This window comes from Coprococcus sp. AF99-45 (assembly GCF_027663865.1).
Classification (GTDB): domain Bacteria; phylum Bacillota; class Clostridia; order Lachnospirales; family Lachnospiraceae; genus Allocoprococcus; species Allocoprococcus comes.
In genome coordinates, this window is record NZ_JAQDGZ010000006.1 from 143,968 (window position 1) to 168,776 (window position 24,809).

The following is a 24,809-nucleotide window of genomic DNA, read 5'->3' on the forward strand; positions in this document are numbered from 1 at the left end:
ATCTTTTGCAGCGATTACGCAACTGTTACATTAACAGCCTGAAGTCCGCGGTTTCCTTCTGTGATATCGAAAGTAACGTTCTGTCCTTCTTCAAGAGATTTGTATCCTTCTCCCGCGATTCCTGAAAAATGTACGAATACATCTTCTCCGGTGCTTTCGTTTGTGATGAATCCGTAGCCTTTCTGTGCGTTGAACCACTTAACTGTACCCTTGTTCATTAGTAGTACCTCCTAAAAAATTGATGATGCCGATAAAAATAAAAATCACATATTTTTGTAAGTCATCAGACAGATGTTAATGATTTACAAAAATATGTGAAATCTAAATCTTATCTAAAACACAATTTCAGAATATCACGTGGTAGGACAAATGTCAAATCAAAATAGGAAAAATAGGAAAAAATAAATGTCTTTTTATTGACAGGAAGAAAAAGGAATGCTATTATTTTTAACATATTTAAAGAGTGAAAATATTTGTACAAAGAGGTACTTTACTGCGGAGAAGAACGCAGAGAGTATCTTTTTTTTGACTTGCAGGAGTGCAAAGCACGTAGCAATCTGGTATCAAAGGGGTCAAAAGTATAAATGGGATGTCAGAAAGAGGTAGTGCAGATGAAAAATCATGAACTGGATGCAGTGGATCGTACAATTTTGAATATTTTACAGAGAAATGCCAAATGTCCATTGAAAGAGATTGCAGAGAAGGTGTATCTGTCTACACCGGCTGTATCAGCGCGGATTGAAAAGATGGAAAAAGAAGGATATATTCTCGGTTATCAGGCACAGGTGAATCCGGAAGCACTTGGATATCATATCAAGGCACTGATCAATCTGGAGGTTTCGCCGGAGGGAAAAAATGTGTTTTATCCGTTTGTGAGAAAGTGTTCAAATGTGATCGAATGCAACTGTGTGACCGGAGAATATTCTATGGTGTTGGAAGTACTGTTTCCCAGCACAACAGAGCTGGATAAATTTATTGGAGAATTGCAGCGATTTGGAAGAACAAAGACACTGATCGTATTTTCAACTTCGGTTGAACACAGAGGAATCAATGCAGATATAGAAGAAACACTGGAGAGAGAAATATAATTTCCCGTAAATTGAAAAAGACCCGGAAACAAAAGTTTTCGAGTCTTTTTCTTCTTTAAGGGCTATATAAACAAGCAGTTTGAAATAGTCATTTTGATTATTCAGCAGCGATAGCAACTTCCGGAACAATTGTTTCAGTAGCTTTTTCAGATGCTTTGATATCTGCAGGTGTTTTTGCAAAACCTTTAAACACGATAGAACCAACAAATCCAGCTAAAGATCCGCCGATCGCAGCAAGTACGATTGCAGCTACAACCTTAAGTGGTGGGTTAAATCCGAATGGAGCTAAAAGTCCAGGAATCGGAGATGCTGTTCCAGGGGCGTTATTGATAATACCGAGCATAGCTGCTGCGAGTCCGGCAAGTCCGCCGCCAAAGAAGTTTGATCCGTAAATCGGAATCGGATTCTGTGTAATAATATCGGCCTGTGTAAGAGGTTCAAGCATTACCGCGATAACATTACTGCGCTCGCCAAGTTTTAAACGGTCGAAAATGATACCGTTTGTGAAAGAACCACCAACACATGCAATTGCTGCAATACCCATTGCAAGTCCATCAAGTCCGAGCATAGCAGTCAGAGCCATAGAACTAAGTGGTGAGGTGCAGATCATCTTCATAATACCACCGAGCAGGAATCCCATGATAAGTGGAGACTGTTCAGCAGCTGCAGAAATCATACGTCCGATGTTGAGCAGTGTTGAATTAACGACCGGATCAACTGCGATGGCAATAATTCTTGCAAGCGGTGCGATTGCAAGAGCACCAACGATCAGATTCAGACCTTCTGGAAGTTTCTTTTCCAGGAACGGAGCTACAAAACCTACAATATAACCTGCTACAAAACCAGGAAGGATTCCGTATCCTCCGACTGCGACACCTGCAACGACTGCAAGTACCGGATTACATCCCATACTGATCGGAACTAAAGTAGCTGCAGCGATTCCCCCGAAGCTGCCGGATATGGTTCCGAGTTCTGAGAAAAATGCAATTCCTAATAAATCACCTGTGATGTAATGATGAACAGCTTCTACCAGGAACGAAGCAACGGCTGCATTAGCCATTCCGGACATTGCTTCTGATCCTTTTGGAAACTTCAGGCTGAATACAGAGAAACAGGCTAAAGTGAGAAGCAGTAAACCAATACCTTTTACGATTGTTAACATATGACATCCTCCTTAAAATTTATACTTATTCGCATCAGTTATCGTGATAACATAATAAAATGGAAGTTACAAAAAGATACAAAAAGTATCAAAATGAAATTTATTTTTGGAAAAAACTACAAATACGGGAAAGATTTATTGTATATAATGACGATAACTATAAGTGATAATGAATTATAGAGAAAACATATAAAGAGATGAAATAAGAAGCAGGAGAGAACCTGAAAATCAGGCTCTCTCGGTGCATTCCTGAATCAGTGCATTCAGGAAATTTTTAATTTTCACATTGCCGTGCCGTACACTTTTTCCACGGATGAAATCCATTTCCCTTCGGACCTGTTCAAAGTTATACAGGGAGTTGGAGTAGGTTGTAAACGTGTCATTGGCGTAATCTTCAAGACCAAGGTTGGCAAGGTTAACCATTCCCATGTTGGCTGTCCGACGGATCCTTTGTTCCATGGATTTTGGATTGTCACTGAACCGACTGCAAAGTTCGCTTAAAGTGACATTGTCAACTTTCTGGTTATGCTGGATCAGATAATCGACAAGGGAAATGATATCCTTGCTGCCACGTTCACCGGTGATGCCAAGCTTTTGGAGAATTCCTTTTAACCGGATAATATAAGGTTTTTCAACTGTATCATTTATAAATCCCTGTGGCTGTACAAAATTCTGCTGGGTCTGGAAAATCGTCTGTACCTGCTGCAATGTCCGGCGGGCAGTCAGGGATTCACTGACCTTCCGGAGTATGGATTCTACTTCGATACTGTTGATTGGCTTATGAATATAAAATTCAATGCCTGCAGAATAGGCATCTGCGATCATATCTTTGGATGCAACCTGGGAAAGCATAATAAAAGTAAGATTCGGTGCATGAGAGCGGGCGCGTTTCACGAAAGTGATTCCGTCTATTTCCGGCATCAGAAGATCAACAATTACGATGTCTGGATTTATAAGAGTAAGATCCGTGAGTGCATCCACACCGTTTTCGGCAGTTCCGGCAATCTCTCCAAGCCCCCGGTCCCTTATAATACGTTTTAATATATGCAGTACATTTTTATCATCATCAATGAGATAGAATTTCATTTATAAACCGCTCCATTTCTCTTTTGGTATAGTAAGTGTGAAAACTGTTTTTCCGGGAACGGAAGTTACCCGGATGGTTCCGCCCAGGCGGAGTTCGATAAAATCCTTTACCAGGCTAAGTCCAAGTCCCCGATTGACCTCGCCGGTTTCGTAATTGATCTTTGTGGAAAAACCCGGTTCAAAAATTTGTTCCATATCCTCCGGATCAATTCCGGGTCCATGATCTTCAACTTCAATAACATAAGAAGAATCCGTGGAGGATTGACGGACAGAAAGCTCGACCGGATTTCCGTCTGCTGCTTCAATCGCATTGTTGAAAAGATTGCGGAAGATTGAGAGCAGAAGATAATGGTTCTGTGTATATAGATTTTCCTCCAGTTGTATATTAAAAAAAAGTCGTTTCCCTTTTGGAAGGGATGCATCCAGGCTGCTTTTCAGAATGGTGAGGATATCATCCAGGCTCATTCCGTCATTTTCAGAATTTAATTCCATTGAAGAGGAAAGTCCTCTTACGATCAGATTGTAGTCTTTTTTGATCTCGTGGACATCACGTGCAATCTGAAGTGCGGTGCGGGTGAGGAATTCGTCTATATTCCGTTCACTCATATCGTGGTAAAGCCGGTATGCGGTGCTCATGGTGTCCTCTATCATACGTGTACCTTTCTGCATCAGAACAACTTCGCCGTTAAGCTCAGAAATCAAAAGAAGAAGGTTCTGGTATCTCCGTGCATGTTCAGCACTCAGGAGACTGAACTTGTAATGGCTGAGACAGAACAGGAAAAGACCCGCAAGTGCAGTACGCAGAAGCGCAACCAGAAGGACGCCTGCCTGGGACTGAAAAGAAAAAGCGTCCATACCCCTACGGGTCAGCAGTTCTGTTATATTTGCCAGATAGTCAAAAAGAAACATCCAGGGCAGAGAATACATCGAAAGTTCATAGTCATTTTTACGGCAGTAGAGGAAAAAAAGGACTCCGTAGACCAGATAGAAAAACATTTCCGGAAAATAGCTCTGTGGATTCCAGCTGCCAAAGCGAAGCCAGTGCATCAGCGTACGGGAAAAGAAAACACAGAGGGCACTTATCACCGTGACCGGAAGAATCGGATATTTCCCAAAAAGGATCAGAGACATGAAAATGCCAAAAATTCCGATGGAAACACGAAAATCGCTTTCAAAAAGTGAGATGCTGATCTGGGCGCCAATGATAACAGCAGCACTGACCAGCAAAATGCGGGTATAACGTGAAAAACTTTTGGTCCACATAAGAAAGCCTCCTTTATTCAGATCATCTCTCTTACAGTCTACAGTCCGGTTAATAATTCAACCAGAAATACGCCGGCACATGAAAACAGGGAAACACAGATCAGACTTTTTCTGTTCCATGCAAGGATCAGTGCGATTGCAAAACCAATGGCGGCAGACCAGATATTGGCTGTGGCTGTCAGAATGGCCGGAAAGGTCATAACAGCCAGAGTTACATAAGGTACATAATATAAAAAAGATTTTATAAAAGTATTTTTGATCTCTTTCCTGATCAGCGTCAGTGGCAGCATACGGATCAGATAGGTGACGGCTGCCATGACAAAGATATACATATATAGATTATGCTTCAACGGAAGAATCCTCCTTATCTTCTGGATTTGTTTCTTCTTTTACAGGGAAGAAATACGCTGCGATTCCGGCAATCAGAATCGTAAGGATAATGATTCGGAAGCCAGAAGAAATCTGGCATAGCACAGGAGCCTTTGTGAAAAGGAAGCTTGCTGCCATGGAAATCAAGACAATGGTTCCGATGATCCTGTTATCATGTGCCGGAGGAATAATGATTGCGATAAACATTCCATATAATGCAACGCTCAGTGCGCTAACGATCCGGTCAGGCAGGATATTTCCTGATACTACTCCGAGGAAAGTGCCAAGTGTCCAGCCAGGTGCGGCAAGTGCCATCACACCGTAAGAATACCATGGAGTAATCCTTCCGGGGCGGGATACGGATACGCCGAAGACTTCATCCGTTACACCGTATGCGATAAGAAAACGGTGGAAAAAAGGATAGTGGTTATCAATTTTCTGTGAAAGGGCACAGGACATCAGCGAATATCTGAGATTGATGATGAGCTGGGTGAATGCCATTTCAAAATAGGATGCGGATGCCGTAATCAGTGACAGACCAGCAAATTGCCCGGCGCTGGTCAGGTTTGTAAGGGAAATCAGAACAGCTTCCCAAGTGGAAAGTCCTGCATTTTTTGCCATGATACCAAAGGTAAATGATACCGCAATATAACCGAGACAGATGGGAATGCCATCCTGTATCCCGGCTGCAAAATCCATTTTTCTGTTTCTACTCATGAAGTAAAACCTCTCTTTTGTAAATAATCCCCAAATTTGAATTGTTATTTTACTAACATTTTACCATGGAACAGTGGTCTTGAAAATGATGTTTTAAAAGAACTTGAAAAAAATTTACAGAAAGACTGGAAATATAGTGGTATTATGAGTTATAATAAATAGTGATAAATGAATGTGCAAACATAAGTACAAGTTATAAAAGGAGATTGAAGCATGGAAATGTTATCTATTGAAAAAGAACTGCAGAGCAATTCTTATCCCGGAAGAGGGATCATCATCGGAAAGTCTGCCGACGGAAGCAAAGCGGTAACAGCTTATTTTATCATGGGAAGAAGTGAGAACAGCCGTAATCGTGTCTTTGTAGAAGAGGGAGAGGGAATCCGCACACAGGCATTTGACGAGTCAAAGCTGACAGACCCAAGCTTAATTATCTACGCACCGGTGCGTGTACTCGGCAATAAGACGATCGTTACAAACGGAGATCAGACTGATACAATTTATGAAGGTATGGACAGACAGATGACGTTTGAACAGTCCCTTCGAAGCCGTGAATTTGAACCGGATGGACCAAACTACACACCACGTATTTCCGGTATCATGCACATTGAGAACGGAAAATATAACTATGCAATGTCCATTTTGAAGAGCAATAACGGAAATCCGGATGCATGCAACCGTTACACCTTTGCATATGAGAATCCGGTAGCCGGAGAAGGACATTTTATCCACACATACAAGTGTGATGGAAATCCGCTTCCGAGTTTTGAAGGAGAACCAAAGCTTGTTGCAATTCCGGATGATATGGACACATTTGCAGACACACTCTGGAACAGTCTGAATGCAGATAATAAAGTATCTCTGTTTGTAAGATATATTGATATTGAGACAGGAACATACGAAAGCAAGATCATCAATAAGAATAAATAGTATACAAAGGTGAAGAAGGAGCAGGAATCATGAATGAATTAGAACTCAAATATGGATGTAACCCAAATCAGAAGCCGTCACGTATCTATATGAAAGACGGAAGTGATCTCCCGATCAAAGTTCTGATGGGCCGTCCGGGATATATCAACTTTCTGGATGCATTTAACGGATGGCAGCTGGTATCGGAATTAAAAAAAGCAACCGGACTTCCGGCAGCAACTTCCTTTAAGCATGTGTCACCGGCAGGTGCAGCAGTCGGACTGCCACTGGATGAAACTCTTGCAAAAATTTACTGGGTAGATGACCTTGGAGAACTTTCTCCGCTTGCAAGTGCTTATGCACGTGCAAGAGGCGCAGACCGTATGTCTTCATTCGGTGATTTTATTGCGCTTTCTGATGTCTGTGATGTTGATACGGCAAGACTGATCAAGAGAGAAGTGTCGGATGGAGTGATCGCACCTGGATATGAACCAGAAGCACTGGAGATTCTTGCACAGAAAAAGAAAGGTAATTACAATGTGATCCAGATCGATCCGGATTATGTTCCGGCACCTACAGAACACAAGGATGTATTTGGTATTACCTTTGAGCAGGGAAGAAATGAACTGAAGATTGATGATGATTTCTTCTCAAATATAGTGACTGAGAACAAAGAAATTCCGGATCACGCAAAGAGAGATCTTGCAATTTCCATGATTACTTTAAAATATACACAGTCAAATTCTGTATGCTATGTAAAAGACGGACAGGCAATCGGAATCGGAGCCGGACAGCAGTCCCGTATCCACTGTACCCGTCTTGCAGGACAGAAGGCAGATAACTGGTGGCTGAGACAGTGCCCGAAAGTACTTGATCTTCCATTTAAAGAAGGAATCAAGCGTGCAGACCGAGATAATGCAATTGATCTGTATATTGGTGAAGAATATATGGACGTACTGGCTGACGGAACCTGGGAAAATATTTTCACTGAAAAACCGGAAGTATTTACCAGAGAAGAAAAGAGAGCATGGCTTGATAAGCTGACGGGTGTGGCACTTGGATCAGACGCATTCTTTCCGTTTGGAGATAACATCGAACGTGCACATAAGAGCGGTGTTACATATATTGCAGAACCGGGTGGATCAATCCGTGATGACAATGTAATCGATACCTGCAACAAATACAACATGGCGATGGCATTTACCGGAATCCGTTTATTCCATCACTAAGATAATAAAGAAGCAAAGTTCCTGCAGAGGTAGAAGATCTACCTTTGCGGGAATTTTTTATTTTTAACAGAAAATGGAGCTTTCTATTGTATAAAAAAGATTCCGGAAGAATAATCTGTTGAAAAAATAAACAGATATGCGACAAATGTGGAAAAATGTCGTTAAAAAATAAACAGAACCGATAATCTGAAGATTTATTATTTAGTAAGGGATTACATAATATATATGTAACAGCCAGCAGGAGGAGGCGAATCTATGGGTATTATTGAAATCCTTTTAATTTCAATCGGGCTTTCATTTGATGTATTTGTTGTACATATCTGTGTTGGAGCAGGATTTTCGAGGAAGCATGGAAAAGACACACTTTTATCCAGTCTGATTTTTGGAGGAATGCAGCTCTTTGCACTGATCCTGGGAAATGTTGTTGCAGATATTCTGAAGCCGGACAGAAAAATGAATGAGACGATTTCAACAGCAGCAAGTGGATGGGAGCTTTTGTCGGTGCTGATATTTATCGGACTTGGCATTTATATGATCTGTAAAGCAAGAAATAATAAGCAGATCTTTGAGCGGAGAAACGATGAAATAAACTGGAAACGGCTTAGAAAACTGGCAGTACTTACCAGCGTAGATGCGTATTTTGCCGGAATGGGTATCGGATTCTGGAGTGTGGAGATCCTGGAACAGGGAATGGTATTGCTTCCGGTTACGATCATTCAGTGCTTTCTTGGTGTGGAGGTCGGATATAGATTGGGCTGTGAATATAACTGCAAAGCTTACTGGATCGGTGGGATATTATTCCTGATCGCCGGGGCAGATATGGTGGTTACGCATTTTTTATTTTAAAATAGCAGGAGGAAAAGAGTATGGGCGAATTGACACATAAAGCAGCAAGGGCAGCATTTGGCGGAGCAATTGATTTGGCAATGCGAAAAATGGATAAAGACAGAGAAAAAGGTCTGCTTGATCTTGTTGATCTGACCGAGCGTTTCATGGGAGACAATTTCCAGAAGAGCTCCTATGAAGGCGCAAGAAAGATGATACAGGATCCGGATTCGAAGTGGATGAGTTATGTGAATCGTGCATTAGATGAAATTGACCCGCATGTTATTAAACAGACAGCATTAAACCTTGGATTTGAAGCGGCGTTCCATGGAACGAAGACAATCCGCAGTATGAGAGAGGTACATCAGTGCAATATTCCGTGGCTGATCCTGATGGATCCGACAAGTGCATGTAATCTTCATTGTACCGGATGCTGGGCGGCAGAATATGGGCATAAACTGAATCTTACATATGAAGAGATGGACAGCATCATTACGCAGGGAAAAGAACTGGGGATTTATTTCTATATGTATACAGGCGGGGAACCGTTAGTAAGAAAAAAAGATATTATCAGACTTTGTGAAAAGCATTATGACTGCGAATTCCATGCATTTACAAATGGAACACTGGTGGATGATGAATTTTGCGAAGAGATGAGAAGAGTCGGCAACCTGTCCCTTTCAATTAGTCTGGAAGGATTTGAAGAGGTCAATGACATGCGCCGTGGAGAGGGTGTATTCGACAAGGTTATGGCAGCTATGGATCGGTTAAAGAAATATGGACTGATCTTCGGTACGTCAATCTGTTATACCAGAAAGAACATTGAAACGGTTACATCGGATGAATTCCTGGATATGATCATCGGAAAGGGATGTCGTTTCACCTGGTATTTCCATTATATGCCGGTTGGAAATGATGCAGCACCGGATCTGCTCCCGACAAAGGAACAGAGAGAATATATGTATCACCGGGTAAGAGAAATCCGCGGTGCAACAGGTGGAAAGCCGATTTATGCAATGGATTTCCAGAATGACGGAGAATTTGTCGGAGGCTGTATCGCAGGTGGAAGAAACTACTGCCATATCAATGCGAATGGAGATGTAGAACCATGTGTATTTATTCACTACTCTTCTGCAAATATTCGGGAAGTCACTCTGCTGGAAGCTCTGAAACAGCCACTCTTTATGGCATACAGAGACCGGCAGCCTTTTAATAGCAATCATTTGCGTCCTTGCCCGATGCTTGAAAATCCGGAGATTCTTCAGGAAATGATCAAAGAGACCGGTGCAAAATCGACCGATCTGCAGTCACCGGAAAGTGCGGAACATTTGTGCAGTAAGTGCAAAGCTTATGCCTGTGAGTGGAAAAAAACGGCAGATCAACTATGGAAAGAGCATCCGCATCAGCAGAAGGGTTACACAAATTACAAAAAACGCGTGGAAAAGCAGTAAAAAAACAGAAAAAAAGCGGTTTGAAAAAGTGTTTTGTTTGTGATAGAATATTCGTCAAGAGAAATGGGCAGGAAAAAGAGGACAACACATGGAAAGAAAAAGAGAATTAACAAAAATCCTGCTTGCGGAAAGCTTTAAGGAACTACTGATAAAAGGATCTTTTGATAAGATAACGATTAAAATGATCACAGATCAGGCGGGAGTCATTAGACCGACTTTTTATAATTACTTTCAGGATAAGTATGAAGTGATGGAATGGCTTCTGGAGACGGAGGTTTTTCAGCATATCCGTGAGATGACCGAAGACGGGATGGAAAGAGAAGCCATTTATCTGTTGTTCCGAAAGATGGAGAAAGACCGGATTTATTATCAGAAAGCATTTGAAGCGACCGGTCAGAATGGGTTTGAGGAAATTCTTGAAAAGAAGATCCGTCAGCTGATCGAAGAGATGGTGGGCAGACATAAGATCAAGCTTGAGAAGCTTCAGGGAATAAAAGACAAAAAGATTTTTCTGGAGTTCCATACGATTACCGTTGTAACCGGACTCAAATACTGGCTGACCAGCCGGGATATTCATCTGTCGGCGGATGAAGCGATGGAGTATTATCTGTTCCTAATGTCGCATCCTATTTTGGAGCTGCTTGAAAAGTAAAGAACAAAATATAAATTTGAGAAGAATCTGGGAAAATCCGGGTTCTTCTTTTTGTTTTTCTGTCAGAAAATTCTGATAGAGCGTTCTGATAAATAAAAGGGAATACGTTCTGGAGAGGTATATTCTTTTGAAATTGTAGAAAATAAAAAATGTTATCTAAACTGCTTGACGGATTTCTATTACAGAGTTATTATGAACATATGAACAGTTGCTCATATGTTCAGTGAGAGAAAATTTTTCAGGAGGAAAGAAAGATGAAGAAAAAATTTAAAATGGTAGACCTTGATTGCGCAAACTGTGCAGCAAAAATGGAAGATGCAATCAAAAAAATTGATGGTGTAAATGATGCAACGGTAAGTTTTATGATGCAGAAGCTTACGATTGATGCAGATGATGCAAGATTTGATGAGATCATGCAGGAAGTCGTTGATGTATGCAAGAAGGTAGAGCCGGACTGCCAGATTCAGCTGTAAAACCGGAAAAGGTATGAAAGGGGAGAGGCTTCTATGATGAAAAAACAGAAAATAATGCTGTACCGTATTATCGCAGCGGCAGTTATTTATGTTCCTCTTTTTGTACTGGAACATATGGGAAAACTGGAATTTCAGTCCGAAATTCCGGTGCAGTTTTTGTTATTTATGATACCTTATCTGATCGTGGGATGGGACATCATTTACCGGGCTGTGCGCAATATCAGTCATGGTCAGGTATTTGATGAGAATTTTCTGATGTGTATAGCAACGTTTGGTGCACTTGGAGTAAAGGAATATTCGGAAGCGGTAGCGGTTATGTTGTTCTATCAGATCGGGGAGTTATTCCAGAGTTATGCAGTCAACCGTTCCCGCCAGTCAATCAGTGCAATGATGGATATCTGTCCGGAATATGCGAATATTGAAGAAGACGGAAAGCTCAAACAGGTTGATCCGGATGATGTAGAGATTGGTACAGAGATCGTCATCAAAGCAGGAGAGAGAGTTCCTCTCGATGGTGTGGTTGTATCGGGAACATCCTTTGTAGATACTTCTGCACTGACCGGAGAGTCGGTTCCGCGAGAAGTAACAGAAGGTTCCGAGATTATCAGCGGTTGTGTAAATGGAAGCGGACTTCTTAAGGTGCGCACAACGAAAGAGTTTGATGATTCTACAGTTGCGAAGATTCTGGAACTGGTTGAAAATGCCAGCAGCAAAAAGGCACATGTAGAAAACTTCATTACAAAGTTTGCAAAATACTATACGCCGATCGTGGTTTGTGCGGCAGTTGTACTTGCATTCCTTCCACCAATCATTCTTGGCGGTGGATTTGCAGAATGGATTCAGAGAGCATGTATTTTCCTTGTAATCTCCTGCCCATGTGCACTGGTGATCTCTGTTCCACTTGGTTTTTTTGGAGGAATCGGAGCAGCATCCAAACAGGGCGTTCTGGTAAAGGGAAGCAATTATCTGGAAGCACTCTCTGAGATGAAAACGATTGTATTTGATAAGACTGGTACACTGACAAAAGGTGAATTCGTTGTATCAGAAGTTATTCCGAACGGATGGGAAAAAGAAGGACTTCTTGAAGTGGCAGCCCTTGCGGAAGGCTATTCCGATCATCCAATCTCAGCAGCACTCAAGAAAGCGTACGAAGAAGCGGAGCTTGGTGAGTTGTCCATGGACAGGGTGGAACAGGCTGAAGAAATCGCCGGACACGGAATCAAGGCAAAGATCGACGGAAGAGTTGTCTATGCCGGAAATGCAAAGCTGATGGAAGAAAAAGGCGTGGAATATGAGCCATGCACAGTCCCTGGTACGGTCGTATATCTGGCGGCTGAAAAAGAATTCCTCGGGACCATTGTAATTTCTGATACGGTCAAACCGGAAGCCAAACGTGCGATCGCGCAGCTCAAACAAAGCGGTGTCAAAAAGACAGTTATGCTTACCGGTGACAGAAAAGATGTCGGTGAAGCAGTAGCAGAAAGCCTTGGAATCGATGAAGTCTACACAGATCTCCTTCCGGGGGATAAGGTAGATAAGGTAGAAGCACTTCTCGGAGAACTCGGTGAGAAAGAAAAGCTCGGTTTTGTTGGTGATGGTATCAATGATGCACCGGTACTCTCCAGAGCTGATATCGGAATCGCAATGGGAAGCATGGGATCCGATGCAGCAATCGAAGCCGCAGATGTTGTTCTGATGGATGATAATATCCTTAAGATATCCTCCATTATGAGAATTGCAGGAAAAACTCTCCAGATCGTACATCAGAATATCGTCTTTGCCCTCGGTGTCAAAGTTCTGGTCCTCATCCTGGGAGCCCTCGGCATGGCCAATATGTGGGAAGCCGTCTTTGCCGATGTAGGAGTATCCGTAATCGCAATCCTGAACTCCATGAGGACACTGAAAGTAAAATAGATGTCAAAAGCATAATGTAAAACAAGAAAGAATTATCCTTAACGTGATGGGGATAATTCTTTTTTGTTTCATAGGAAATTCCAAAGGAATCTCCTATGAAATAAAAGGCACTGCGTCCCGGAGATGCGCACTCGCACGAAGATGAAGCATGTCGCAAGCGACCGCGCTCGGCGCGAGAGTGTGCCGAGGCACATTCTTTCTTATTGCTATAGAAAACGTACCGGGGCTACTGGTCTGGTTCTCACCAATAAAGTAGAAGGGCAAAGCAGCAGAAATAAATGGGATAAATTCTATTTTGTGCAATGGAGATGAAGCTCAAAAATCGTGGAAGCCTCTGCTGATCACGATTTTCGCCCTAAGAGGTTCATCGGAATGGTTTGCACAACTTGAATTTATCCCATTTATTTCTGTTGCTTTGCCACACTAATTTATTCTACTTGCTTTTTTGTCAGCGACAGTGTAAAATGACAAAACGGATTAGAATAGTGAAACCAAGAAGGGAGATACAAGATGGAACTGTTTATAGATATACTAAAAGATACAACAATTGACACTGTGAAACTGATACCTTTCCTTTTTCTGACATACCTTGCGATGGAATATCTGGAGAATAAAGCCGGTCAGAAGACGGTGCGGATGCTTCTTGGAGCAGGGAAAAAAGGACCTGTGATCGGTGGGATGCTGGGCGTTGTTCCGCAGTGCGGATTTTCGGCAGCAGCAGCAAATCTGTATTCCGGCGGAGTCATCACAGTTGGAACGATGATCGCTGTTTTTCTGTCTACATCAGATGAGATGCTTCCGATTCTGATCTCAGAGCAGGCGGATGTCCGTAAGATCATGGCAATTTTAATCGGAAAGATTATCGTTGGTATTGTTGCAGGGATTCTGGTTGATATCGGAGTGCGGGTGCTAGGCAAAGGATACCAGAGAGGGCTGCACATTCATGATATCTGTGAGCATGACCACTGTCACTGTGAAGAAGGAAGCATTGTAAAATCAGCACTCATCCATTCGGTACAGATTCTGGTATTTATATATGTAATTTCTTTTGCGTTAAATGCAGTTGTGGAGTGGATTGGAATGGAAGAGGTCATGAACGTGGTGATGCATTATCCAATTGCCGGAATTTTTCTGGCTGGTCTTGTCGGTCTGATTCCGAACTGCGCAGCTTCTATTACAATTACGAAATTTTATCTTGAGGGAGTCTTAAATGTCGGCAGTATGTTTGCCGGACTTTTGTCATGTGCCGGAATCGGACTGATCGTACTTTTTAAGACGAACCATAGTTGGAAGAAGAATGTGATGATCGTCACAACACTTTACGGAATCAGTGTAGTGTGCGGAATTATAGTGGAAATCCTGTTTGGAATGTAGTACAATATCCTTATATGCCGCAGAAGCCTAAAAGGAACGAAAGAAGTGGATTTGAGATGGCTAAAAAAGGATTTATTGCAGAATTCAAAGAGTTTATTGCAAGGGGAAATGTAATGGATCTTGCAGTCGGCGTTATTATTGGTGGTGCATTCCAGTCGATTGTGAATTCTCTTGTAAATGATATGATCATGCCGGTGATCAGTCTTCTGACTGGTGGGGTCAATTTTTCCAACTGGGTGATCCGGATCGGATCTGGTGAGAATGACACGATCAAATATGGCAATTTTATTACAGCGGTGATCAACTTTCTTCTGATGGCACTTGTTATTTTTTGTTTTGTAAAAGTGATGAACAATCTTGCTTCAAGAACAGAAAAGCTGCTTAAGAAGGAGGAAGAAGCACCGGCAGCACCGGCTACGAAGATCTGCCCGTACTGCATGTCAGAAATCCCGATCGCGGCAACCAGATGTGCATACTGTACATCTGAGCTTCCGGCTGAGGATACGGACAAAGAAGAATAAAGAAAAGACAGGAATAATACGACAGAGAGGAACATAAAAACAATGGAGAAAATTATTTTAACAGGTGACAGACCAACCGGACGGCTTCATGTCGGACATTATGTTGGATCCTTAAAGCGAAGAGTAGAACTGCAGAATTCCGGAGAATATGACAAGATCTTTATCATGATCGCAGATGCACAGGCACTGACTGATAATGCAGATAACCCGGAAAAGGTACGTCAGAATATTATTGAGGTTGCACTGGATTATCTGTCATGCGGACTGGATCCGGAGAAATCCACGATTTTCATCCAGTCACAGGTACCGGAACTGACAGAACTTTCTTTTTATTATATGAATCTGGTTACGGTATCCCGTCTTCAGAGAAACCCAACGGTTAAATCGGAGATCCAGATGCGTAATTTTGAAGCAAGTATTCCGGTAGGATTCTTTACTTATCCGATCAGCCAGGCAGCAGATATCACAGCGTTTAAGGCAACGACTGTACCGGTAGGTGAGGATCAGCTTCCGATGATCGAACAGTGCCGTGAGATCGTACACAAATTCAACAGTGTATATGGAGAAGCATTGGTTATGCCGAAAGCGCTGATTCCGGAGAACGAAAGCTGTTGCCGTCTTCCTGGAACGGATGGAAAAGCAAAGATGAGTAAATCCCTTGGTAACTGTATTTATCTGTCTGATTCCGAGGAAGAAGTAAGACAGAAGATCATGGGAATGTATACAGATCCGAATCATTTGAAGGTATCTGATCCGGGACAGGTAGAAGGGAATTCCGTTTTCACTTATCTGGATGCATTCTGTACAGATGAACATTTTGAAAAATATCTGCCGGATTATAAGAATCTGGATGAATTGAAGGATCATTACAGACGTGGTGGACTTGGTGACGTTAAGGTTAAGAAGTTCCTGAATGCGGTTATGCAGGAAGAGCTTGCACCGATCCGTGCAAGAAGAAAAGAACTGGAGAAGAAGATTCCGGAGATCTACGAGATCCTTCATAAAGGAAGTATTGAAGCTGAAAAAGTGGCAGCACAGACTTTAAAAGAAGTAAAAGATGCGATGAAGATCAACTATTTTGAAGATCAGCAGTTGATCCGGGAACAGACAGCAAGATTTGCAGAATAAAGAAAGGCTTTAAGCCGGAGGAGAGATAATAATTATGGGTAAATATTTCGGAACAGATGGATTCCGTGGAGAAGCCAATGTAGTACTGACGGTAGAGCATGCGTTTAAGGTAGGACGTTATCTTGGCTGGTATTACGGACAGGAACACAAGGCAAGAATCGTGATCGGTAAAGATACCAGAAGAAGCAGCTATATGTTTGAATATGCACTGGCGGCAGGACTTACTGCGTCAGGAGCAGATGCATATCTTCTTCATGTGACGACAACTCCAAGCGTGTCTTACGTGGTAAGAACCGAAGATTTTGACTGCGGAATCATGATTTCTGCAAGCCATAACCCGTACTATGATAATGGAATCAAAGTGATCAACAGTAAAGGTCAGAAGCTGGAAGCAGAAGTAGAAGCCAAAGTGGAAGCTTATATTGATGAGGAATCCGGAGAAATTCCGCTTGCTAAAAAAGAGGCGATCGGAAGAACCGTAGATTATGCAGCAGGAAGAAACCGTTATATCGGACATTTGATCAGTCTGGCAACCCGTTCTTTTAAAGAGGTGAAAGTTGGACTGGATTGTTCCAACGGAAGTTCATCAAGTATTGCCAAAAGCGTATTTGATGCACTTGGAGCAAAAACTTATGTGATCAATAATGAGCCGGATGGAACCAATATCAACACAAATTGTGGTTCTACACATATTAACGTGCTCCAGGAATATGTAAAAGAAAATGGTCTGGATGTCGGATTTGCATACGATGGAGATGCGGACCGCTGCATCGCTGTTGATGAGAATGGAAATGTTGTTGACGGGGATCTGATCCTTTATGTGTGTGGCAAATATATGAAAGAACATGGTCAGTTAAAAGACGATACCATCGTTACTACTATCATGTCGAATCTTGGACTTTATAAAGCATGCGACAAGATTGGCATGAAGTACGAAAAGACACAGGTCGGCGACAAATATGTCTATGAGAACATGGTCAAGAATGGATTCATGCTGGGCGGTGAACAGTCCGGACATATTATTTTCAGTAAGCATGCAACGACAGGAGATGGTATTCTGACTTCTCTGATGCTGATGGAAGTTATCATGGAGACCAAACAGTCCCTCGGACAGCTGACAGAAGAAGTGAAGATCTATCCACAGCTTCTGAAAAATGTGCGTGTGGCAGATAAGAAGACAGCAAGGGAGAATCCGGAAGTGGTCAAAGCAGTCGATGCAGTTGCAGAAGCACTTGGAGATGACGGAAGAATCCTTGTCCGTGAAAGTGGAACGGAACCGGTAATCCGTGTCATGGTTGAAGCGGCGACGGACGAGCTTTGCGAAAAGTATGTGACTCAGGTAATCGATGTGATTGAAAAAGAAGGACTCATCGTAGAATAAAAAATCTGAAATAGAATCGTGCAGAAAAGGATAGCTTGCAGATGAAAGTCTGTGGGGCTATCCTTTTTTAGTTTGCGAACCATAGTCTGGATGTTTGAAAAAATATTATTTGAATAATAAAGAAAAATGTTCTTCCGGTATAGATTTTCTATATTTTGACATGCTAATAAAAAAACATGGAGGAAAAAGAAATGGAGGAAATGTTTTGTTTTCAATGCCAGCAGACCGCTCATAACACGGGCTGCGAAGGACATACAGGTGTATGTGGGAAAAAGTCGGATACAGCAAATCTTCAAGATGAACTGACTGGTGAACTGATCCGGCTGGCAAGGGCAGTTGCAGAAAATGAAAGAAGCAGATCTTCGGATGAACTGATGTTAAAAGGTCTGTTTACCACGATTACAAATGTAAATTTCAACAGTGATACAGTGAAAAAACTGTCAGATGAGATCAGAGAAGAAGCAGAAAACAGAAAACCAGGAAAAGATGCTTATAATGTACAGAAGATCTGGGAGGCACCGGAAGATATCCGTTCGTTAAAGTCATTGATCTTGTTTGGCTTACGAGGGACTGCAGCATATGCTTATCATGCATGGGCACTGGGATATGTGGATGCGGAGATTATGAATTTCTTTTATAAGGGAATGAGGATTCTGGGAGAAGAAAAAGGGATGGAAGAACTGCTTCCGGTAGTCATAGAAACAGGTAAAATCAACCTGCGCTGCATGGAACTTCTGGATAAAGCAAACACGGAAAGCTATGGAGATCCAATTCCGACAGAAGTTCCGCTTACGATAGAAAAGGGACCGTTTATTGTAGTCAGTGGTCATGATCTGCATGATATGAAGCTGCTTCTGGAGCAGACCAAAGATAAAGGCATCAATATTTATACGCACAGTGAAATGCTTCCGGCACACGGATATCCAAAATTAAAGGAATATCCGCATTTGAAAGGCAATTTCGGAACGGCCTGGCAGAGCCAGCAATTTGAGTTCCATAATATTCCTGCGCCAATTTTATTTACGACAAATTGTCTGATGCCGGTCAGACAGAGCTATGCAGACCGGGTGTTTACAACTTCGGTGGTGTCTTATCCGGAGATGGTTCATATTGGTGCGGACAAAGATTTTACGCCGGTTATTGCAAAAGCATTGGAATGCGGTGGATATCCGGAAGATCATCCGATGACAGGGATTAATGGAGGAACAACCGTGATGACCGGATTTGCACACAACGCAGTTCTGGAAAATGCAGGAAAGATCGTGGATTTGGTAAAGCAGGGGAAAATCAGGCATTTCTTTCTGATCGGAGGCTGTGATGGCGCAGCACCAGGACGGAGCTACTATACGGAATTTGCGAAAAAGACACCGATGGATACGATCATCCTGACGCTGGCATGTGGAAAATACAGATTGAATGATCTGAGGCTCGGAGAAATTGAGGGGATTCCAAGAATTTTGGATATGGGACAGTGTAATGATGCGTACAGTGCGATTAAAGTTGCAATTGCTCTTGCAGAAGCGTTTGAGTGTGAGGTAAATGAACTTCCACTGTCTATGATCCTGTCATGGTATGAACAGAAAGCGGTTGCGATTCTGCTGACACTTCTGGCGCTCGGAATCAAAAATATTTATCTGGGTCCGACGCTTCCGGCGTTTGTGTCACCGAATGTTCTGAATTACCTGGTACAAGAGTATCAGATTACCCCGATCAGTACAGTAGATGAGGATCTGAAGAATATTTTAGGTTGAAGAGGTTTGAACGTGAGAGAAAGAAATCGGAAATAAGAAATGAAAAGCATTACTTCTGAAACGGAAAGCACAAAAAAGTGTGAGTAAGAAGAGGTAGTGCTTTTTTACATACTGTTTCCTTTACAAAAAGTGTCGTCTGTGCTAACATAAATATAACAATGGCGATGCCGGTACAATAGAAAAAAGGAGTGCGTTTTATGCTGATTGAAATTGATTTTAACAGTGATGAGGCGATTTATATACAGCTCAGGAATCAGATCATTATGGGAATTGCCACTTCGATGATTCATGAAGGAGATACTTTGCCGTCTGTGAGACAGCTGGCAGATAATATCGGAATCAATATGCATACAGTGAATAAGGCATACAATGTCCTGCGGCAGGAAGGTTTTCTTCAGCTTGACAGACGAAGAGGTGCGGTGATCTGTATTGATGAAGATAAGCTGGAAGCTTTGCAGGATCTGAAAGAGCAGCTTCGGGTACTTCTGGCAAAAGGAAGTTGCAAAAACATTACGAAAGAAGAAGTTCATGAACTGGTAGACGAGATCTATGCAGATTATGAACAAAGATAGATTGAAAAAAGGAGACTAAAATTATATGGCAGAAAAGCAATATACAAGGCAGGCGCAGGAAGCGCTGAATATGGCACGGAAGATTGCAGCCGAACTGAAGCATCCATATGTTGGGACAGAACATCTTCTTTTCGGGCTTAAGAGGGTTTTTACCGGAGTTGCAGGGCAGGTGCTTGATAAGAATAAAGTCGATGAAGAACAGATGGAAAAAGCAATGGATATCCTTGTATCTGCTCCTGAGGCAGCTAAGAAGGAAAGAAAGCATCTGGAGTACAGTCCGAGACTTCGATATATTCTGGAAGAAAGCCAGAATGAGGCAGTGCAGCTTGCATCTGAAAAAGTCGGAACCGAACATCTTCTGCTTACAATGCTTAAAGATGGAGATTGTGTGGCTACCCGTATGTTGATGACCCTGAATGTAAATATTCAAAAACTTTTTCAGGATCTTCTGCTTGCGGCGGGAATTGATCCGAAAGAGTATATGGAAAATCAGAAGGATGGGGAAACTGTTGGCGGAATTATAGACCAGTACAGTACGGATCTGACACAGGAAGCAAGAGAAGGAAAGCTGGATCCGGTTATTGGACGTGAAAAAGAAATTGCACGTGTCATGGAGATCCTGAGCAGACGGACCAAGAATAATCCGTGCCTTGTGGGAGAGCCTGGAGTCGGTAAGACAGCAATCGTGGAAGGACTTGCAAGACAGATCGCGGAAGGAATTGTTCCGGAAAGCATGAAAGATAAGCGGATCATGGTGCTGGATCTTCCGGGGATGATTGCAGGCTCCAAGTATCGTGGTGAATTTGAAGAGCGCATGAAAAAACTGATCCGTGAGGTAAAGACGGCGGGTAATATTATCCTTTTCTTAGATGAACTTCATACCATTATCGGTGCCGGTGGTGCAGAGGGCGCGATTGATGCATCCAATATTCTGAAACCATCTCTGGCAAGAGGGGAGATGCAGCTGATCGGTGCAACAACTCTTACGGAATACCGCAAGTATATTGAGAAGGATGCAGCTCTGGAAAGAAGATTCCAGCCGGTTACGGTTGAAGAACCGACAGAAGACGAGTGTATCCGGATCCTGGAAGGTCTGAAAGAAAAATATGAGGCTCATCATGATGTAGAGATCGAAGAGGATGCATTGAAAGCGGCAGTACATATGTCATGCCGTTATATCAATGACCGTTTCCTTCCGGATAAGGCAATTGATGTGTTGGATGAAAGCTGTTCAAAAGTAAAACTTCGTGGATTTAAAGTGCCGGAGAATATTGTTGGGACAGAAATCCGCTGTGGAAAGCTGGAGCAGGAAAAAGAAGCGGCGCTGAAAGCAGGAGATATTGAAAAAGCATCGGAGCTCCATAGAGAACAGAAGGAAGCAGAAAAGAAATTAGAGCAGGCGAAAAAGCGTTTCAATAAAAAGAATGAAAAGAAAAAAGTTCCGGTAACTGAAGAAGATGTTGCGGATGTAATTTCCATGTGGACACGAATCCCGGTAACAAGACTGAATGAATCTGAGAGCGAACGCCTGAAAAAGCTGGATAAAACACTGGAGAAGCGTGTGATTGGTCAGGAAGAGGCAATCCAGGCACTTTCCAAAGCGGTAAAACGAGGAAGAGTGGGATTGAAAGATCCGGCACGTCCGATTGGTTCATTCTTATTCCTTGGTCCTACAGGTGTCGGAAAGACAGAGCTTTCCAAAGCTCTTGCAGAAGCACTCTTTGGCAATGAAGAGGATATGATCCGGGTAGATATGTCCGAATATATGGAGAAGCACAGTGTATCCAAGATGATTGGATCGCCTCCGGGGTATGTGGGACATGAGGATGGCGGACAGCTCAGCGAAAAAGTACGCAGAAATCCATATTCTGTCATTTTGTTTGATGAGATTGAGAAAGCACATCCGGATGTGTTTAATATTTTACTTCAGGTACTGGATGACGGACATATTACGGATTCGCAGGGAAGAAAAGTAGATTTCCGCAATACGGTTATCATTATGACATCCAATGCAGGTGCCAAGGCAATCATTGAACCGAAGAAGCTTGGATTTACCCAGCAGGAAGACCAGAAGGCGGATTACAAGCGTATGAAAGCAAATGTGATGGACGAAGTAAAGCAGTTATTCCGCCCAGAGTTCCTGAACCGTATTGATGAGATCATCGTATTCCATCCGCTGAATGAGGACAATATGAAGAAAATCGTAGGGCTGATGTGTAAAGAAGTTGTGCAGAGAGCAAAAGAGCAGCTTGAAATTATACTGGTTGTGCGTGATTCTGTGAAGAAGCATATCGTTGAGACCGGAAGTGACAAGAAGTATGGTGCAAGACCGCTGAGAAGGGCAGTACAGAGCCAGTTGGAAGACAAACTTGCGGAAGCACTTTTGAATGGTGAGATCAAACGTGGAGACCATGTGGAAGCCGGTATTTCTAAAAAGGAAATAAAATTTACAGTCAGAGAGATAAACAGCTAGCAAAAGAAGAAGTTTTATTATATAATAAGAAAAACGGTTCGGATGTGGAAAATTCACAGTCCACAAGTCGAAAGAGAAAGACCATTAGGAGGATTTGAACAATGACAGTAGTCAAAGAGCTTATCAGAAGTGAATTAGACGGAACACTCAGTTTCGGTGATTACACTCTGGATACAAAGACAAAAAAGGATGGATTTGAATTTCAGGGAGATATATATAAAGTAAAGACATTTAAAGAGATTACAAAGCTTGAAAAGAATGGAATGTTCGTATATGAATCTGTTCCGGGAACTGCAGTAGAGCATTTTGAAGTATCAGAAGATGTGATCTCATTCAAGGTATCAGGGACAGGAGATGCACAGATCACACTGGAACTTGAACCGGATACAGATTATATCGTATATATGAATGATATGAATGTTGGTGATATGAAGACAAACTTAAGCGCAAAGCTTAGTGTAAGTGCGGAACTTGGAAAAGAAAGCGTTGAGATCAAGGTTGTAAGAAAGTAGGACAATGATTACAGCAAGAGTTGTTTGAAGTACATAGGTATTTAAGAAAAGTAAAAGAGTCTGCTTCGGCAGGCTCTTTCTTTACCGAAAGTATATAAACTGGGAACAGGCAAGAGAAGCAGTTGGTAATTTTTTAAGATATATAAGGAGATGGAATATGGCGAAGGCAAAAAAGTCGGTTTTTTTCTGCCAGAATTGTGGGCATGAAGAATCAAAATGGCTGGGACAGTGCCCAATGTGCAAGGAATGGAACTCTTTCGTGGAAGAGTGTGTGACAACGTCGAATACGGCAGCAGTTAAAGCGGCAAAAGAGATTCGTATTGTACCATTGTCAGAAGTAAAGACAGAGAATGAAGAGCGGGTGACAACCGAGATTAAAGAACTGGATCGTGTACTGGGAGGCGGAATCGTACCGGGTTCCCTGATTCTGGTAGGCGGTGATCCGGGAATCGGTAAGTCAACGCTGCTCCTGCAGGTGTGTCAGAAACTGGCAAAAAAAGAACGAAAGGTTTTGTACATATCAGGGGAAGAATCGCTTCGCCAGATTAAATTGCGTGCACAGAGGATGGGAGAATTTAATGATCATCTGCTTTTGCTTTGTGAGACTAATCTGGAACTGATCCGCAATGTGATTGAAAAGGAAAAACCAGATACCGTGATCATTGATTCGATTCAGACAATGTACAGTGAAGAAGTCGGTTCCGCACCGGGAAGTGTGTCGCAGGTCAGAGAGGCAACAAATACGCTGATGCAGCTTGCAAAAGGGCTTGGGATTTCGATTTTTATTGTCGGACATGTTACAAAAGAAGGAACTGTCGCCGGTCCAAGAGTATTGGAACATATGGTAGATACGGTTCTGTATTTTGAAGGAGACAGGCATGCATCTTACCGGATTCTTCGAGGAGTGAAAAATCGTTTTGGTTCGACGAATGAGATTGGTGTATTTGAAATGCGAAGAGATGGTCTTCGGGAGGTGGAAAATCCGTCAGAATTTATGCTGAATGGGCGCCCGGAAAATGCATCTGGATCTGTTGTGGCATGTTCTATGGAAGGAACACGTCCGATCTTGCTGGAAATCCAGGCGCTGGTATGCGAAAGCAATTTTGGAATGCCAAGAAGAACAGCAGCAGGAACAGATTACAACAGGGTGAACCTTCTGATGGCGGTTTTGGAAAAAAGGATTGGATATCATCTTGGAAATTATGATGCCTATGTGAATATTGCCGGAGGTATCAAGATCAATGAACCCGCGATAGACCTTGGAATCGTGATGGCGATCGTATCAAGCTATAAGAACAGACCATTTGATGAACGGACGATTGTGTTTGGAGAAGTTGGATTAAGTGGAGAAGTCCGTGCGGTAAATATGCCGGAACAGCGGGTGGCAGAGGCGAAGAAGCTTGGATTTGAGACGTGTATTGTGCCGGAAGTATCTCTGGATAGCGTGAAGAGTATTGGTGGGATCAAAATCATTGGAGTGAAAAGCATTAACGAGGCAATCGGACTGATTGAGTAGGAGAACATGTAAAGAGGAAACAGGATAGATGTGATAATTTCTGTTCCCTCTTTTACATAGCAATGATGTTGGAGTCAAAAGGTATTTTGACCCCTTTGATCCCAGATTGCTACCTGCTCTGCACTCTCGCAATCCTCACAAACACTCGTAATCCGCTCATTTTTCTCTGAAAAATGGCTACTTACTCATGGTTTTGGCGGGTCAAGAGCTCAAAAATTCTCTTGCAAGCAAGCTTGCATCGGCTTTCTGACCTTTTGACCCTGGTATCATAGCAATTACGAAATTATAAAAGTTAAAGGTCTTTAAAGATTTCGATTCTGGCGAGTAAGGAAATAGCTTACTTAAACGTAAGACTGAACTGAAGCACAAAAATGTCAGAATATTCTGAATTGTACAAAATACAAAAACAACATTGACAATTCCGGAAAGGCGTGGTAAGATACCAT

General features: G+C 42.3%; 24 protein-coding genes. 17 read left to right on the forward strand and 7 right to left on the reverse strand.

Going from position 1 to position 24,809, the window contains the following annotated elements; translation table 11 throughout:
- Positions 1 to 14 precede the first annotated feature (14 nt).
- Positions 15 to 218 (reverse strand): cold-shock protein, encoded by a 204-nt coding sequence (locus PGR14_RS07145; RefSeq protein WP_008373270.1) that lies wholly within the window; start codon positions 216 to 218, stop codon positions 15 to 17.
- Positions 219 to 626: 408 nt separating this feature from the next.
- On the opposite strand from PGR14_RS07145, the gene PGR14_RS07150 reads away from it, so the two are divergent.
- Positions 627 to 1,088, forward strand: coding sequence for an Lrp/AsnC family transcriptional regulator (locus PGR14_RS07150; RefSeq protein ID WP_270223189.1), 462 nt, complete (start codon positions 627 to 629; stop codon positions 1,086 to 1,088).
- A 97-nt stretch (positions 1,089 to 1,185) separates the two neighbouring features.
- Here the strand turns inward: PGR14_RS07150 and PGR14_RS07155 are convergent, their stop codons facing one another.
- From PGR14_RS07155 to PGR14_RS07175, 5 genes are all read right to left on the reverse strand, one after another.
- Positions 1,186 to 2,250 carry a PTS sugar transporter subunit IIC gene (locus tag PGR14_RS07155; RefSeq protein ID WP_055247708.1) on the reverse strand — a complete coding sequence of 355 codons (1,065 nt, stop codon included), beginning with the start codon at positions 2,248 to 2,250 and terminating at the stop codon, positions 1,186 to 1,188.
- Positions 2,251 to 2,478: 228 nt separating this feature from the next.
- The gene (locus tag PGR14_RS07160) at positions 2,479 to 3,336 is read right to left on the reverse strand and encodes a response regulator (RefSeq protein WP_055247710.1); all 858 of its coding nucleotides are present in this window, start codon (positions 3,334 to 3,336) and stop codon (positions 2,479 to 2,481) included.
- Positions 3,337 to 4,599, reverse strand: coding sequence for a sensor histidine kinase (locus PGR14_RS07165; protein ID WP_242854828.1), 1,263 nt, complete (start codon positions 4,597 to 4,599; stop codon positions 3,337 to 3,339).
- A 38-nt stretch (positions 4,600 to 4,637) separates the two neighbouring features.
- Positions 4,638 to 4,949 (reverse strand): AzlD domain-containing protein, encoded by a 312-nt coding sequence (locus PGR14_RS07170; protein WP_022220771.1) that lies wholly within the window; start codon positions 4,947 to 4,949, stop codon positions 4,638 to 4,640.
- Positions 4,939 to 5,685, reverse strand: coding sequence for an AzlC family ABC transporter permease (locus PGR14_RS07175; RefSeq protein WP_055156097.1), 747 nt, complete (start codon positions 5,683 to 5,685; stop codon positions 4,939 to 4,941). Before PGR14_RS07175 ends, PGR14_RS07170 begins: the two co-directional genes overlap by 11 nt.
- A gap of 213 nt (positions 5,686 to 5,898) precedes the next feature.
- Between PGR14_RS07175 and PGR14_RS07180 the strand changes: the two genes are divergently transcribed.
- The 16 genes from PGR14_RS07180 to radA all read left to right on the forward strand — a co-directional run bounded on the left by PGR14_RS07180 (position 5,899) and on the right by radA (position 24,363).
- Positions 5,899 to 6,612, forward strand: a complete 714-nt coding sequence (locus PGR14_RS07180; protein ID WP_008373293.1) for an IMP cyclohydrolase — start codon at positions 5,899 to 5,901, stop codon at positions 6,610 to 6,612.
- Positions 6,613 to 6,641: 29 nt separating this feature from the next.
- Positions 6,642 to 7,820, forward strand: coding sequence for a phosphoribosylaminoimidazolecarboxamide formyltransferase (locus PGR14_RS07185; protein WP_055156098.1), 1,179 nt, complete (start codon positions 6,642 to 6,644; stop codon positions 7,818 to 7,820).
- A 255-nt stretch (positions 7,821 to 8,075) separates the two neighbouring features.
- The gene (locus PGR14_RS07190; protein WP_055156099.1) at positions 8,076 to 8,666 is read left to right on the forward strand and encodes a manganese efflux pump MntP; all 591 of its coding nucleotides are present in this window, start codon (positions 8,076 to 8,078) and stop codon (positions 8,664 to 8,666) included.
- Between the two features lie 20 nt (positions 8,667 to 8,686).
- Positions 8,687 to 10,096: a radical SAM protein gene (locus PGR14_RS07195; protein WP_008368588.1), complete on the forward strand. Its 1,410-nt coding sequence runs from the start codon at positions 8,687 to 8,689 to the stop codon at positions 10,094 to 10,096.
- Between the two features lie 88 nt (positions 10,097 to 10,184).
- Positions 10,185 to 10,748, forward strand: coding sequence for a TetR family transcriptional regulator (locus tag PGR14_RS07200; protein WP_022220520.1), 564 nt, complete (start codon positions 10,185 to 10,187; stop codon positions 10,746 to 10,748).
- 254 nt (positions 10,749 to 11,002) lie between these two features.
- Positions 11,003 to 11,221, forward strand: coding sequence for a cation transporter (locus PGR14_RS07205; RefSeq protein ID WP_008368584.1), 219 nt, complete (start codon positions 11,003 to 11,005; stop codon positions 11,219 to 11,221).
- Positions 11,222 to 11,254: 33 nt separating this feature from the next.
- Complete coding sequence (locus PGR14_RS07210) at positions 11,255 to 13,135, forward strand: heavy metal translocating P-type ATPase (protein ID WP_055156101.1); 1,881 nt, start codon at positions 11,255 to 11,257, stop codon at positions 13,133 to 13,135.
- A gap of 510 nt (positions 13,136 to 13,645) precedes the next feature.
- Positions 13,646 to 14,509, forward strand: coding sequence for a putative manganese transporter (locus PGR14_RS07215; protein WP_270223180.1), 864 nt, complete (start codon positions 13,646 to 13,648; stop codon positions 14,507 to 14,509).
- 56 nt (positions 14,510 to 14,565) lie between these two features.
- Positions 14,566 to 15,030, forward strand: coding sequence for a large conductance mechanosensitive channel protein MscL (gene mscL, locus PGR14_RS07220; RefSeq protein WP_022220518.1), 465 nt, complete (start codon positions 14,566 to 14,568; stop codon positions 15,028 to 15,030).
- Positions 15,031 to 15,072: 42 nt separating this feature from the next.
- Complete coding sequence (gene trpS, locus PGR14_RS07225; protein ID WP_008368572.1) at positions 15,073 to 16,158, forward strand: tryptophan--tRNA ligase; 1,086 nt, start codon at positions 15,073 to 15,075, stop codon at positions 16,156 to 16,158.
- A gap of 34 nt (positions 16,159 to 16,192) precedes the next feature.
- A complete protein-coding gene (glmM, locus tag PGR14_RS07230) occupies positions 16,193 to 17,539 on the forward strand; it encodes a phosphoglucosamine mutase (RefSeq protein ID WP_270223182.1) in 1,347 nt (448 codons plus the stop codon).
- A 200-nt stretch (positions 17,540 to 17,739) separates the two neighbouring features.
- Positions 17,740 to 19,290, forward strand: a complete 1,551-nt coding sequence (gene hcp / locus PGR14_RS07235) for a hydroxylamine reductase (RefSeq protein WP_416387178.1) — start codon at positions 17,740 to 17,742, stop codon at positions 19,288 to 19,290.
- Positions 19,291 to 19,487: 197 nt separating this feature from the next.
- Positions 19,488 to 19,862, forward strand: coding sequence for a GntR family transcriptional regulator (locus PGR14_RS07240; RefSeq protein ID WP_055260843.1), 375 nt, complete (start codon positions 19,488 to 19,490; stop codon positions 19,860 to 19,862).
- A 25-nt stretch (positions 19,863 to 19,887) separates the two neighbouring features.
- A complete protein-coding gene (locus PGR14_RS07245) occupies positions 19,888 to 22,335 on the forward strand; it encodes an ATP-dependent Clp protease ATP-binding subunit (protein ID WP_055260845.1) in 2,448 nt (815 codons plus the stop codon).
- A 101-nt stretch (positions 22,336 to 22,436) separates the two neighbouring features.
- The gene (locus PGR14_RS07250) at positions 22,437 to 22,847 is read left to right on the forward strand and encodes a hypothetical protein (protein WP_008368562.1); all 411 of its coding nucleotides are present in this window, start codon (positions 22,437 to 22,439) and stop codon (positions 22,845 to 22,847) included.
- A gap of 157 nt (positions 22,848 to 23,004) precedes the next feature.
- The gene (radA, locus tag PGR14_RS07255) at positions 23,005 to 24,363 is read left to right on the forward strand and encodes a DNA repair protein RadA (RefSeq protein ID WP_055156105.1); all 1,359 of its coding nucleotides are present in this window, start codon (positions 23,005 to 23,007) and stop codon (positions 24,361 to 24,363) included.
- 201 nt (positions 24,364 to 24,564) lie between these two features.
- On the opposite strand, the gene PGR14_RS07260 is transcribed toward radA, so the two are convergent.
- Positions 24,565 to 24,809, reverse strand: a 245-nt coding sequence (locus tag PGR14_RS07260; RefSeq protein ID WP_270223186.1) for a hypothetical protein, incomplete at its 5' end; no start/stop codon positions are given.